The sequence below is a fragment of the Streptomyces sp. NPDC093225 genome (assembly GCF_044753805.1).
Lineage (GTDB): Bacteria > Actinomycetota > Actinomycetes > Streptomycetales > Streptomycetaceae > Streptomyces.
In genome coordinates, this window is record NZ_JBIVNX010000062.1 from 1 (window position 1) to 13,598 (window position 13,598).

The 13,598-nt window shown below is 73.5% G+C and carries 7 protein-coding genes; 5 read left to right on the forward strand and 2 right to left on the reverse strand.

Going from position 1 to position 13,598, the window contains the following annotated elements; all coding sequences use genetic code 11:
* The first annotated feature begins 229 nt into the window (after window positions 1–229).
* Window positions 230–883, forward strand: coding sequence for a GNAT family N-acetyltransferase (locus ACIQCH_RS34030; RefSeq protein WP_402587432.1), 654 nt, complete (start codon window positions 230–232; stop codon window positions 881–883).
* Here the strand turns inward: ACIQCH_RS34030 and ACIQCH_RS34035 are convergent.
* Both ACIQCH_RS34035 and glgP read right to left on the reverse strand, forming a co-directional pair.
* Window positions 841–1,692 carry an NAD(P)H-binding protein gene (locus ACIQCH_RS34035; protein WP_402587434.1) on the reverse strand — a complete coding sequence of 284 codons (852 nt, stop codon included), beginning with the start codon at window positions 1,690–1,692 and terminating at the stop codon, window positions 841–843. The genes ACIQCH_RS34030 and ACIQCH_RS34035 overlap by 43 nt on opposite strands.
* 440 nt (window positions 1,693–2,132) lie before the next feature.
* Entirely contained in the window at window positions 2,133–4,793 is a 2,661-nt protein-coding gene (gene glgP, locus ACIQCH_RS34040; RefSeq protein ID WP_402587436.1) for an alpha-glucan family phosphorylase, read from the reverse strand.
* A 913-nt stretch (window positions 4,794–5,706) separates the two neighbouring features.
* Between glgP and ACIQCH_RS34045 the strand changes: the two genes are divergently transcribed.
* From ACIQCH_RS34045 to glgB, 4 genes are all read left to right on the forward strand, one after another.
* Window positions 5,707–7,719, forward strand: coding sequence for an alpha-1,4-glucan--maltose-1-phosphate maltosyltransferase (locus ACIQCH_RS34045; RefSeq protein ID WP_402587438.1), 2,013 nt, complete (start codon window positions 5,707–5,709; stop codon window positions 7,717–7,719).
* Window positions 7,716–9,434 (forward strand): maltose alpha-D-glucosyltransferase, encoded by a 1,719-nt coding sequence (treS, locus tag ACIQCH_RS34050; RefSeq protein WP_402587440.1) that lies wholly within the window; start codon window positions 7,716–7,718, stop codon window positions 9,432–9,434. Before ACIQCH_RS34045 ends, treS begins: the two co-directional genes overlap by 4 nt.
* Window positions 9,435–9,620: 186 nt before the next feature.
* Window positions 9,621–11,126, forward strand: a complete 1,506-nt coding sequence (locus ACIQCH_RS34055) for a maltokinase (protein WP_402587442.1) — start codon at window positions 9,621–9,623, stop codon at window positions 11,124–11,126.
* Window positions 11,123–13,594 (forward strand): 1,4-alpha-glucan branching enzyme, encoded by a 2,472-nt coding sequence (glgB, locus tag ACIQCH_RS34060; protein WP_402587444.1) that lies wholly within the window; start codon window positions 11,123–11,125, stop codon window positions 13,592–13,594. Before ACIQCH_RS34055 ends, glgB begins: the two co-directional genes overlap by 4 nt.
* Window positions 13,595–13,598: the final 4 nt, after the last annotated feature.

A 13,598-nucleotide genomic window follows, 5' to 3' on the forward strand; every position in this document is an offset into this window, starting at 1 on the left:
CTTCGCCCTGGCCTTCGGCCACCTCCGGCCCGGGCCTGCCTCCGGACCAGCCTGCCATACCGGCTCAAGCGCCTCCCCCACACACCACGGGACCCACCAGGCACGCCAAGGATCCGGCGGCCCGGGCCTGGAGTGCTGTCCAACGTGCGGAACGCCCGTGCCGCGGAAGGGCGGCGCCTGGAACACTGCGCCTCCGACGGCCCGACGGGGCCCGGCGGGAGGGTGAGAGATGGGTTTCCCAGCAGGGGTCGGGGTCCTCGACGGGACCAGGGTGCGCTTGGAGCCGCTGGACCGGTGCCACGCGGCGGACCTGGCCGCGGCCGCGGAGGAGGACCGCACCGGCTACGGGTTCACCTGGGTGCCCAGGGCCTCGGAGATCGACGCGTACCTCGACACCTGGCTCGCCGAGGCGGCCGCCGGGAGGCTGGCCCCGTACGCGCAGGTCTCGAAGGAGTCGGGGCGGGCCGTGGGCGTCACCACCTACCGGGACCCCCGCACGGTGCCGACGGGCGGGGCACTGCGGGCGGTCGAGGTCGGCGGCACCTGGCTCGCCGCATCGGCCCAGGGGACGGGGCTGAACACGGAGGCCAAGTACCTGCTGTTCCGCAACGCCTTCGAGAACTGGGAGGTGGCGCGCCTGGACCTCCTCACGGACGCCCGCAACGCCCGGTCGCGTGCCGCGATCGAGGCCGTGGGCGCCCGCTTCGAGGGAGTGCTGCGCAACTGGTCCCGCTCGTGGGCCCCCGGCGAGGAAGGCCTGCTGCGCGACACCGCGATGTTCTCGATCACGGCCGAGGAGTGGCCGGCCCGCCGGGCGGGACTGGAGCGGCGCCTCGGACGTCAGACGTCCCAGACGCCGGTGGCGGCGGCGCGGCGGGCGTAGTCGGCGAAGTCGGCGGGCTCGCGGCCCAGGACCTCGCGGACGCCCGGCGCCAGGTGGGCGTTGCGGCCGTCCAGGATCAGGCCGAACAGGTCGGCGAACTCGGGCGGCAGGCCCTCGGCCGCCAGCGCCGCCCGGTACTCGTCCAACCCGACCGGCACGTACGTGATCGTGCGGCCGGTGGCCTTGGACAGCTCGGCCGCCACGTCGTGGAACCCCAGCAGCCGGGGCCCGGAGAGCTCGTACGTGCGCCCGACGTGCCGGTCGTCGGCCAGCGCGGCCACCACCACGTCCGCGATGTCCTCGACGTCCACGAACGGCTCGACGGCGTCGCCGACGGGCAGCGCGATCTCGCCCGCGCGCACGGCGTCCAGGAAGAAGCTCTCGTCGAAGTTCTGGTCGAACCACGCGGCCCGGACCACCGTCCAGTCCGCGCCCGAGGCCTTCAGGGCCTCCTCGCTGACCTGCGCGCCCTCCTCGCCGCGCCCGGAGAGCAGCACCAGGCGCCGCGCCCCGTGCTCCACCGCCGTCCGGGCGAAGGCGCCGACCGCCTCCGCCGCGCCCGGGAAGCCGAGGTCGGGCGCGTAGGTGACGTACACCGCGCGCACCCCCGCCAGGGCCGGCTCCCACGTGTCCGGGTCCTCCCAGACGAAGGGCACGGGGGCGGTGCGCGAGCCGATGCGCACGTCGGCCCCGCGGGCGGCGAGCCGGTCGGCGACCCGGCGGCCGGTCTTGCCGGTGCCGCCGATCACCAGGACGGTGTCGTTGGACCGGACGTCGTTCTTCTGCGTGTTCTTCGCGTTCGTCGTCATGCATCCAGTCAACGTCCGCGGGCCGTCGGTTCCCATGGTCCAGACGCTCGCCCGCATGCGTGATCGTCCAACCTCCTTCCGTCCGCCCCTCCGACCCCTTGTCCGTCCGTCCCGTGGTGTGTGGGGGAGGCGCTTGACAGGGGTGGCAGGCTGGACCGGAGGCAGGCCCGGGCCGAGGGGGGCCGCAGGCCCGGGCGAAGCCCCGAAGCCCTCGGGGTGGGCCTGCCGCAGGGCCTGCAGGCCGCCCCTGTCCAGCGCCGAGGGGACCCACACACCACGGGACGGACGGACCCCGAAGCGGGGGGGTGGAACGAACCGAACTCCCACCCCACGAACCGGCCTTCCCCACGAACCGAACCCCCGCTCCAGAACCCGGACCACCGGAACCGAAGAGCCGGGGCGAGGCGAGGCCCCCGAAGGAACCCCGCCCCGCCCACCCCTCAGCGCAGCGTCATCCCCGTCCCCGTCCCCCGGTCCGACGCCGCCTCCGGCGGGGAGGCCACCAGCCCCAGCTCCGCCGGGGTGGCCAGCAGGGGATGGGCCGGCAGGATCCGGACCGTGTACCCGAACGGCCCGGTGCGGTCGAGGGCGAGCGGCCCCTCGTACAGCAGCCGTCCCTCCAGGTCCGGCCCGCCCGCGGGCTTGAGCGGGAAGGCCCGCGCGTCCGAGATGACGTCCTCGGAGTCGACCCGGCCGGCCAGGGCCTGCACCTCGACCTCGTCCGTGCCGAGGTCGCCCAGCCTCACCCGGACCCGCAGGGTCAGGGTCGCCCCGAGCTCGGCCGTGCCGTTGACCGGCGCCGCGGCCAGGGCTTCGACGTGGCCCACGGCGACCCCGGGCCAGGCCGCCCGGACACGCCGCTTCCACTCGGCCAGTTCGCGGGCCGGGTCCGGGCCGAGGGCCCGGTGCGCGCGGGCTGCGGGCTCGTACAACCGCTCCACGTACTCCCTCACCATGCGCCCCGCGAGCACCTTCGGCCCCAGTGAGACCAGGGTGCGCCGCACCATCTCGATCCACCGCCCGGGCAGGCCCCCGGCCGCCCCCGGCCCGCCGGCCGTGCGGTCGTAGAACCGGGGCGCCACCCGCTTCTCGACCAGCTCGTAGAGGGCCGCCGCCTCCAGGTCGTCGCGGCGGTCCTCGTCCGTGCCGGCGCCGTCGGCGGTGGGGATGGCCCAGCCGAAGTCCGGCTCGTACCACTCGTCCCACCAGCCGTCCAGGACCGAGAGGTTCAGGCAGCCGTTGAGCGCCGCCTTCATGCCGGACGTGCCGCAGGCCTCCAGCGGGCGCAGCGGGTTGTTCAGCCACACGTCGCAGCCGGGGTACAGCTTCTGGGCCATGGCCATGCCGTAGTCCGGCAGGAACACGATCCGGTGCCGCACCCGCGGGTCGTCCGCGAACCGCACCAGCTCCTGCACGAGCCGCTTGCCCCCGTCGTCGGCCGGGTGCGCCTTGCCGGCCACCACGATCTGCACCGGGCGTTCCGGGTCCAGCAGGAGTCGGCGCAGCCGCTCCGGGTCGCGCAGCATGAGCGTCAGCCGCTTGTACGAGGGAACCCGGCGCGCGAACCCGATCGTGAGCACGTCGGGGTCGAGGACCGTGTCGATCCAGCCGAGTTCGGCCGCGCCGGCGCCGCGCTGGCGCCAGGAGGCGCGCAGCCGCTCCCGTACCTCCTGCACCAGCTGTTCGCGCAGCACCCGGCGCAGGTCCCAGATCTGTCCGTCCGGGATGTCGGCGACCGCGTCCCAGCGCTCGCTGCCGCCGACGGTGAGCGCGTCCTCCGCGCGTCCGGCGCCGACCTGCCGGGCGCCCAGCCGCATCACCTCGGGGGCGACCCAGGTGGGGGCGTGCACCCCGTTGGTGACGGAGGTGATGGGGACGTCCGCCGGGTCGAACCCGGGCCACAGCCCGGCGAACATCTCCCGGCTGACCGCCCCGTGGAGGGTGGAGACGCCGTTGGCGCGCTGGGCCAGCCGCAGCCCCATCACGGCCATGTTGAAGATGCCCGGGTCGCCGCCCTCGTACGTCTCCAGGCCGAGCTCCAGGATCCGGTCCAGCGGGATCCCGGCGAGCTCGCCGTCGTCGCCGAAGTGCCGGGCGACCAGGGCCCGGTCGAAGCGGTCGATGCCGGCGGGGACGGGGGTGTGGGTGGTGAAGACGGTGCCGGCCCGGACCGCCTCCAGGGCGGCGTCGAAGCCCAGCCCCTGCCCGGCGAGTTCCCTTATGCGCTCCAGGCCCAGGAACCCGGCGTGGCCCTCGTTGGTGTGGAAGACCTCGGGCTCGGGGTGGCCGGTCAGGGCGCAGTACGCCCGGACCGCCCGCACCCCGCCGATGCCGAGCAGCATCTCCTGGAGCAGCCGGTGTTCGCCGCCGCCGCCGTAGAGGCGGTCGGTCACCTCGCGGGCGGCGGTGTCGTTCTCCTCGACCTGGGAGTCGAGGAGGAGCAGCGGGACCCGGCCGACCCGGGCCTGCCAGACGTGGGCGTGCAGGGTGCGGCCGGCGGGCAGTTGGAGGTCGATGCGGCAGGGTTCGCCCTCGGGCCCGCGCAGCAGGGTCAGGGGCAGCTCGTCGGGGTCGAGGACGGGGTAGTGCTCCTGCTGCCAGCCGTCCCGGGACAGGGACTGGCGGAAGTACCCGTGCCGGTAGAGCAGACCGACGCCGACCAGCGGGACGCCGAGGTCGCTGGCGGCCTTGAGGTGGTCCCCGGCGAGGATGCCGAGGCCGCCGGAGTACTGGGGCAGGGCCGCGGTGATGCCGAACTCGGGCGAGAAGTAGGCGACGGCGGCGGGCAGTTCCGCGGCCCGTTCGTGGGTCTGGTACCAGCGGTCGCCGCGCAGGTAGTCGTCGAGGTCGGCGGCGGCGGCGGTGAGCCGGCGCAGGAAGCGGCGGTCCCGCGCCAGTTCGGCGAGCCGGCCGGGGGACACGCTGCCGAGGAGGCGGACGGGGTCGCCGCCCGCGGCGCGCCAGCCCTCGGGGTCGACGGACTGGAAGAGCTCCCGGGTCTCCGCGTGCCAGGACCAGCGCAGGTTCCGCGCGAGGCCGTGCAGCGGCTGGAGGGGTTCCGGAAGGACGGGGCGGACGGTGAATCGACGGATGGCCTTCATCGGATTTCTCCCGGGAGAGCGCGGCCGTCGGGCCGGGGAGGAACAGGACCGTGAAGCGGCGCCGTCAAACGGCGGAATGTCTCGTGCATATGGCCTGACCTGCATTGTCGGTCGTTTGTCAGTGACGAGGAACGCGAGAACACGAGGAACGCGGGAACAGGTGGAACGCGGGTGGACCCGGGTGGGCCCCTGCGGGCGGACGGCGCTCACGGGCACCCGGGAGGGCGGCGGCGCGCGGGACGGCTGCGCGGGGCGGCCGCGCGGGCCCGCCGTCAGGCGACTATTCGGCGGCGCGCGGTTGCGCGGCGGCGGGCGGGTGCGTCGGGAACGGCACCCGCACCCGGCACGGCGACCGGCATCGTCAACCTCGCTACTACGTCGGACGGGGGGAATTCGCGGGGCCGCCGTCCCGGGCGGGACCGGCGCCGGCAGGCCAGTGGGCGTGCAGGGCTCCAGCCAAGCAGACGGGCGGCGGGACGGGGCGGGCGAAACGCAGGGCGGCCCGCGCCGTCTTCCCGGCGGTCCGGCCGCCGCCCGGCCCGGGATCCCGTCGACGGACCTGTAGCGCAAAGGACCTGGCCCCCCAAGTGTCCTGTCGGGACGAGAGGTTGACCCTTCGACGGTATCCGCGTCGAACCTCCGGCAATCCCAGTACGTACGAGTAGTTGACCCGAAGACCGGATTGCTCCGCGCGGATTGGGGAAGGGCTGACCGCGTACGGCGCGAGACAGTCAGCGCACGGCTCACCCGCCCCCCACCTCCCGCCACCCGAGTGAACGCGGACAGGAGCGGCCATGCCCGCACTTCAGCCGTCGGCCGAGCGGCTAGAAACAGAGCGAACAGAGCGCGTGCCGGAGTGCGTGACCCGGCCGCGCCCCGTACCAGGTCCCCCGAATCACCCCCAGGTGAGGTCATGATCGGTCGCATTCCCGTGCTGGACGTCCGCCCTGCCGTCGATTGCGGCGCAAGGCCCGCGAAAGCGGTGGTGGACGAGGTGTTCGAGGTGTCGGCGACGGTGTTCCGCGAGGGGCACGAGGCGGTGGCGGCCCACCTGGTGCTGCGCGATCCCGCCGGGCGCGAGCAGCCGCCGGTGCCGATGCGGGAGCTGGCCCCCGGCACCGACCGGTGGGGGGCCCGGATCTCGGCGCCGGCCGAGGGCAGGTGGACGTACACCGTCGAGGCGTGGAGCGACCCGCTCGCGAGCTGGCGGCACACGGCCGGCATCAAGGTCCCGGCGGGGATCGACACGGAGCTGGTGCTGATGGAGGGCGCCGAGCTGTACGAGCGGGCCGCCGGCCAGGTGCCGAAGGAGGACGGGCGGGAGCTGGTGCTGGCGGCGCTCGACGCGCTGCGGGCCGAGGAACGGGGTGCCGAGGAGCGGCTGGCGGCGGCGCTGGAACCGGCGGTGCTGGCGGTGCTGGCGCGCTTCCCGGTGCGGGAGCTGGTGTCGGCGTCGAAGGCGCTGTCGCTGCTGGTGGAGCGCAAGCGGGCGCTGTTCGGCTCGTGGTACGAGATGTTCCCGCGCTCGGAGGGGGCGGTGCTGCCCACGGGCAACCGGCGGAAGCCGAGGAGCGGGACGTTCAGGACGGCGGCGGAGCGACTGCCCGCCGTCGCGGCGATGGGTTTCGACGTGGTCTACCTGCCGCCCATCCACCCCATCGGCACCACCTTCCGCAAGGGTCCCAACAACGCGCTGAAGGCGACCCGTTGGGACGTCGGCGTGCCGTGGGCGATCGGCTCGCCGGAGGGCGGGCACGACGCGGTGCACCCGGACCTGGGGACGATCGAGGACTTCGACCGGTTCGTGGCGCGGGCCGGGGAGCTGCGGCTGGAGATCGCGCTGGACTTCGCGCTGCAGTGCTCGCCGGACCATCCGTGGGTGGAGAAGCACCCGGAGTGGTTCCGGCAGCGGGCGGACGGGACGATCGCGTACGCGGAGAACCCGCCGAAGAAGTACCAGGACATCTATCCGATCGACTTCGACCGGGACATGGACGGCCTGGTCGAGGAGACGGTGCGGATCCTGCGGTACTGGATGGACCACGGGGTGCGCATCTTCCGGGTGGACAATCCGCACACGAAGCCGGTGGTGTTCTGGGAACGGGTCATCGCGGACGTCAACGCGAGCGATCCGGACGTCATCTTCCTGGCGGAGGCGTTCACCCGCCCCGCGATGATGCGCGCACTGGCTTCGGTGGGCTTCCAGCAGTCGTACACGTACTTCACCTGGCGCAACTCGAAGGCGGAGCTGACCGAGTACCTGACCGAGCTGGCGGGCGATGAGTCGGCGCCCGTGATGCGGCCCAACCTCTTCGTGAACACCCCTGACATCCTGCACGCCTACCTCCAGCAGGGCGGCCGTCCGGCCTTCGAGGTGCGCGCGGTGCTGGCCGCGACGCTCTCGCCCACCTGGGGCGTCTACGCCGGTTACGAGCTGTGCGAGAACACGGCGGCCAAGGAGGGCAGCGAGGAGTACCTGGACTCCGAGAAGTACCAGCTGCGTCCGCGCGACTGGGCGGCGGCCGACCGGGAGGGGCGTACGATCGCTCCCCTGATCACCTCGCTGAACCGGCTGCGGCGGCGCAATCCGGCCCTGCAGCAGTTGCGCGACCTGCATTTCCACAGCACCGACAACGACCAGGTGATCGCCTACTCGAAGACCGCGCAGACCCCGTCCGGCCGCAACACGGTACTGGTCGTCGTCAACCTGGACCCGCACCACACCCAGGAGGCGACCGTCTCGTTGGACATGCCGGTACTCGGCCTCGACTGGCACGGGTCCCTCGCGGTGCGCGACGAGCTCACCGGCGACACCTACTACTGGGGCAGGGCGAACTACGTGCGCCTCGAACCGGGCCGGACGCCCGCGCACGTACTGGCAGCCCTGCGACCGTCCCCGCCGATCGGAGGGTCACCCGCCTCATGATGATCAACGATCCCGTCCACGACACGTTCGAGGACACCCCCGCCAAGGACCGCGACCCGGACTGGTTCAAGCGGGCGGTGTTCTACGAGGTCCTCGTCCGCTCGTTCCACGACAGCAACGGGGACGGCGTCGGGGACCTCAAGGGGCTGACGGCCAAGCTGGACTACCTCCAGTGGCTGGGCGTCGACTGCCTCTGGCTGCCGCCGTTCTTCAAGTCGCCCCTGCGGGACGGTGGTTACGACGTCTCGGACTACACGTCCGTGCTGCCGGAGTTCGGTGATCTGGCGGACTTCGTGGAGTTCGTGGACGCCGCCCACCAGCGCGGGATGCGGGTGATCATCGACTTCGTCATGAACCACACGAGCGACCAGCACGAGTGGTTCCAGCAGTCCCGCACGGACCCGGACGGCCCGTACGGCGACTACTACATGTGGGCCGACACCGACAAGCAGTACCAGGACGCCCGGATCATCTTCGTCGACACCGAGACCTCGAACTGGACGTACGACCCCGTACGCAAGCAGTACTACTGGCACCGCTTCTTCTCGCACCAGCCGGACCTCAACTACGAGAACCCGGCCGTCCAGGAGGAGATCCTGGCCGCCCTGCGCTTCTGGCTGGACCTCGGCATCGACGGGTTCCGGTTGGACGCGGTCCCCTACCTGTACGCGGAGGAGGGGACGAACTGCGAGAACCTGCCCCGCACCCACACCTTCCTCAAGAAGGTGCGGGAGGAGATCGACGCCCACTACCCCGACACGGTGCTGCTGGCCGAGGCCAACCAGTGGCCGGAGGACGTGGTCGACTACTTCGGGGACTTCGCCAAGGGCGGCGACGAGTGCCACATGGCGTTCCACTTCCCCGTCATGCCGCGCATCTTCATGGCGGTACGGCGCGAGTCGCGCTACCCGGTCTCGGAGATCCTGGCCAAGACACCGGCCATCCCCTCCAGTTGCCAGTGGGGCATCTTCCTGCGCAACCACGACGAGCTGACCCTCGAGATGGTGACGGACGAAGAGCGCGACTACATGTACGCGGAGTACGCCAAGGACCCGCGCATGCGGGCCAACATCGGCATCCGCCGCCGGCTGGCCCCGCTGCTGGACAACGACCGCAAGCAGATGGAGCTGTTCACCGCCCTGCTGCTGTCGCTGCCCGGCTCGCCCGTCCTGTACTACGGCGACGAGATCGGGATGGGCGACAACATCTGGCTCGGCGACCGGGACGGGGTGCGCACCCCGATGCAGTGGACGCCGGACCGCAACGCGGGTTTCTCCTCCTGCGACCCGGGCAGGCTCAACCTGCCGGTCATCATGGACCCCGTCTACGGGTACACGGTGACCAACGTCGAGGCCGCGATGTCCTCCCCGTCGTCACTCCTGCACTGGACGCGCCGGCTGATCGAGATCCGCAGGCAGAACCCCGCCTTCGGGCTCGGCTCGTACACCGAACTGCCGTCGTCGAACCCGGCGGTGATCGCCTTCCTCCGTGAGTACGGGGACGACCTGGTCCTGTGCGTGCACAACTTCTCGCGCTTCGCGCAGCCGACCGAGCTGGACCTGCGGGCCTTCAACGGCCGGGTGCCGATGGAGCTGACGGGTGAGATCCGGTTCCCGCCGATCGGCGAGTGGCCGTACCTGCTGACGCTGGCGGGGCACGGCTTCTACTGGTTCCGACTGCGCCCGGAACCCCGGCCCGAGCCGCGAGAGGCGTGACCGACGAGGTCGGCCGCTGCCCGCGGCCGACCTCACCAAGTGCGCGACGGTGCGCGGCGAATGGGTCAATCGCCGTCCCTGTACGGACCATCCTGACCCGACACTCGCACACGACCGGACAGCAACTGCCGTGATCCGGGACACTCTGCGCATTCCGAGGCCGCCCCGGGGAAAGGACGCGAAGCCATGTCGGAGGCTGCATCCGCCCGGGCGCTGATCCCGCTGCTGCGCGGCTGGCTGCCGCGCCAGCGGTGGTTCGCCGGCAAGGGCAGGCCGCTCACGCGGATCGAGGTGGTCTCGGCGGCGGACCTGCTGCCGCCGGGGGTCTCCCCACGGCTGCTGCACCTGCTGGTGGACGTCGACGGGGACACCTACCAACTGCTCCTGGGCCTGCGCGCCACCCTGCCCCCCGCGCTCGCACCCGCCCTCATCGGGCGGGTCGACCCGGAGGCGGCTTCGGGCCCGTACGCCGGGCTGACGGTGTACGAGGGGCTGGGCGACCCCCGACTGGCGGGCCTGCTGCTGGAGCGGCTGCGCACGCCGGGCGCGCTCGGACCGCTCCGCTTCGGGCACGACCCGGACGCGGCGATCCCGGCCGGGCTGACGGCCCGGCCGCTGTCGGGCGAGCAGTCCAACTCCTCCCTGATCTACGGGGACGCGTACATCCTGAAGGTCTTCCGGCGGGTGGGGCCCGGCACGAATCCGGACCTCGAACTGCCCAGAGCCCTGGCCGGCGCGGGCTGTGCCAGAGTGCCGGCGCCGGTCGCCTGGTACGAGGCGGAGCTGCCGGGCGTCGCCGAACCGCTCACCCTGGGCGTGCTCCAGCCGTACCTGCGCGGCTCGGACGACGGCTGGCAGCTCGCGCTGCGCCGGCTGGGCTCGGGGCTGCCGTTCAGCGACGAGGCGTACGCGCTCGGCCGGGCCACCGCCGAGGTGCACAGCGCGCTGGCCGAGGCCCTGCCCACGGTGCGGCTCGGCCCGGCCGAGACGGCCCGGCTGGCGGCGGCGATGACGCAGCGGCTGGCGGCCACCGTGCGCGAGGTGCCGGCGCTGCGCCCGTACGAGGCCGGTCTGCGAGCCGCGTTCGACGCGCTGGCGATGGCCCCGGGCGGGCCGAGCGGGCGCGGCGGGCGGGCCCAGCGGATCCACGGCGACCTGCACCTGGGGCAGACCCTGCGGGCGGTGGACGGCACCTGGCGACTGATCGACTTCGAGGGCGAGCCGGCCCGGCCCCTGGCCGACCGGCGCAGCCCGGAGCCGGCCGTGAAGGACGTGGCGGGCATGCTGCGCTCCTTCGACTACGCGGCCCGCTCGCACGAGCCGTGGTCCCCGGCCTGGGCGGAGGCCTGCCGCGGCGCCTTCTGCGCCGGGTACGCGGCCACCACCGGCCGGGACCCGCGCGAGGACCCGGTGCTGCTGCGGGCCTTCGAGACGGACAAGGCCGTGTACGAGGCCCGCTACGAGTACCGGCACCGGCCCGACTGGCTGCACGTGCCGATGGCGGCGATCCGGCGGCTGGCGGCGGGCGGCGAGGCTGCCGTCAACCCGGTCACCTCGCGCGCCCCGAGCGACCGGCCGCCGCGGCGCACGGGCGCCCCGGGGCCGGCCCGCCCGGCGTCGAACCCGATGCCCACCCAGAGCTCCCTCCCCACCCCCCACCGCCCGCAGCCCCCGAGGAGGCCGCACACGTGACCCCCGCCCGCCAGTCGTCGCCGCCCGTCGCCGACCCCGAAGTGGCGCCCGCCCGCGCCCAGGACGCCGGCCCGGCCCCCGCCGGAGCCCCCGTCGTGCCGCCCGCGCCCGCGGAGCCGCCCGCCGTCGAGACCACCGCCAAACCGGCCCGGTCGGCGAGAACGGCGAAGGCCCCGGCGAAGGCCCCCGCCAGGACGGCGGCGAAGGCCCCGGCCAAGACGGCGAAGCCGACCACGCCGCGGGCCCGCCGGGCACCGGCCGCCCGCGGCGTCGGCCCCGCGCCGGCCCTGCCGGGCGGGGAGCGGGACCGGCTGCTGTCCGGCCGGCACCACGACCCGCACGCGGTGCTCGGCGCCCACCCCTGCCACGGCGGGCTGGCCTTCCGCGTGCTGCGCCCGTACGCCAAGGCGGTGACCGTGGTCGGCAAGGGCCTGCGGGCGCCGCTGCACGACGACGGCGACGGCCTGTTCTCGGGGCTGCTGCCGCTGGCCGAGGTGCCCGACTACCGGCTGGTGGTCACGTACGAGGGCGCCGAGGTGGAGGTGGCCGACCCGTACCGCTTCCTGCCCGCCCTCGGCGAGCTGGACCTGCACCTGATCGGCGAGGGCCGGCACGAGCAGCTGTGGCGGGCCCTGGGCGCCGAGCCGATGGTCCACGAGGGCACGGCCGGCACCCGGTTCACGGTCTGGGCCCCCAACGCGCAGGGCGTGCGGGTCGCCGGGGACTTCTCGTGCTGGGACGCGACGGCGTACCCGATGCGGTCGCTGGGCTCCAGCGGGGTGTGGGAGCTGTTCCTGCCCGGCGTCGGCGAGGGCGCGCTGTACAAGTTCGACATCACGCGCCCCGACGGCAGCCACACGCTCCGCGCGGACCCGATGGCCCGGCGCGCCGAGGTGCCGCCGGCGACCGCCTCGGTGGTGACGGCCGCGCACCACGAGTGGGGTGACGCGGAGTGGATGGCCGCGCGGGCCGAGCGGCCGGCGCACACCTCGCCGTTCTCGGTGTACGAGGTGCACCTGGCGTCGTGGCGGCCGGGGCTGACGTACCGGCAGCTGGCCGAGCAGCTCCCCGCGTACGTGAAGGAACTGGGCTTCACGCACGTGGAGTTCATGCCGGTCGCCGAGCACCCCTTCGGCGGCTCGTGGGGCTACCAGGTCACCGGCTTCTACGCGCCGACCTCGCGCATGGGCTCCCCGGACGACTTCCGCTTCCTGGTGGACGCCCTGCACCGGGCGGGCGTCGGGGTGATCGTCGACTGGGTGCCGGCGCACTTCCCGCGCGACGCCTGGGCGCTGGCCGAGTTCGACGGCCGGCCGCTGTACGAGCCCCAGGACCCGCAGCGGGCGGCGCACCCGGACTGGGGGACGCTGGAGTTCGACTACGGGCGCAAGGAGGTCCGCAACTTTCTCGTCGCCAACGCGGTGTACTGGTGCGAGGAGTTCCACGTCGACGGGCTGCGGGTGGACGCGGTGGCCTCGATGCTCTACCTCGACTACTCGCGCGAGCACGGCCAGTGGACGCCGAACGAGCACGGCGGGCGGGAGAACCTCGACGCGGTGGCGTTCCTGCAGGAGATGAACGCGACCGTCTACCGGCGCTGCCCGGGGGTGGTCACCATCGCCGAGGAGTCCACCGCGTGGGACGGGGTGACCCGCGAGACGCACCAGGTGGGGGCCTCGGGCTTCGGCGGGCTGGGCTTCGGCCTGAAGTGGAACATGGGCTGGATGCACGACTCGCTGGGCTACCTCGCGCACGAGCCGGTGCACCGCAAGTACCACCACCACGAGATGACCTTCTCGATGGTGTACGCGTACAGCGAGAACTACGTGCTGCCGATCTCGCACGACGAGGTGGTGCACGGCAAGCGGTCGCTGGTGTCCAAGATGCCGGGCGACTGGTGGCAGCAGCGCGCCTGCCACCGGGCGTACCTGGGCTTCATGTGGGCCCACCCGGGCAAGCAGCTGCTGTTCATGGGGCAGGAGTTCGCGCAGGGGGCCGAGTGGTCGGAGGCGCACGGCCCGGACTGGTGGCTGGTGGACCCCTCGTACGCGGCCGCGGCGGACCACCGGGGCGTACGGCAGCTGGTGGCGGACCTGAACGCGGTGTACCGGGACGTGCCGGCGCTGTGGGAGCGGGACACCGTGCCCGAGGGCTTCGCATGGGTCGAGGCGGACGCGGCGGAGGACAACGTCTTCGCGTTCCTGCGGTACGACGCCCAGGGCGCGCCGCTGCTGTCGGTGAGCAACTTCTCGCCGGTGGTGCGGCACGACTACCGGATCGGGGTGCCGGACCCGGACGCGGTGCCGGCCTGGAGCGAGGTCCTCAACACGGACGCGGCCCGGTACGGGGGCAGCGGGGTGCCGAACCCGGCGCCTGTGAAGCCGGAGCCCGTACCGGCGCAGGGGCGGGGGGCCAGTCTGCGGCTGACCCTCCCGCCGCTGGCGACGGTCTGGTTCCGGCCCGCCTGACCGG

Excerpts from the sequence above, each read along its gene's own strand:
- glgP (WP_402587436.1), bottom strand. The coding sequence starts at position 4,793 with ATGAAGGCCATCCGTCGATTCACCGTCCGCCCCGTCCTTCCGGAACCC.
- ACIQCH_RS34035 (WP_402587434.1), bottom strand. The coding sequence starts at position 1,692 with ATGACGACGAACGCGAAGAACACGCAGAAGAACGACGTCCGGTCCAAC.
- treS (WP_402587440.1), top strand. The coding sequence starts at position 7,716 with ATGATGATCAACGATCCCGTCCACGACACGTTCGAGGACACCCCCGCC.
- ACIQCH_RS34055 (WP_402587442.1), top strand. The coding sequence starts at position 9,621 with ATGTCGGAGGCTGCATCCGCCCGGGCGCTGATCCCGCTGCTGCGCGGC.
- ACIQCH_RS34045 (WP_402587438.1), top strand. The coding sequence starts at position 5,707 with ATGATCGGTCGCATTCCCGTGCTGGACGTCCGCCCTGCCGTCGATTGC.
- ACIQCH_RS34030 (WP_402587432.1), top strand. The coding sequence starts at position 230 with ATGGGTTTCCCAGCAGGGGTCGGGGTCCTCGACGGGACCAGGGTGCGC.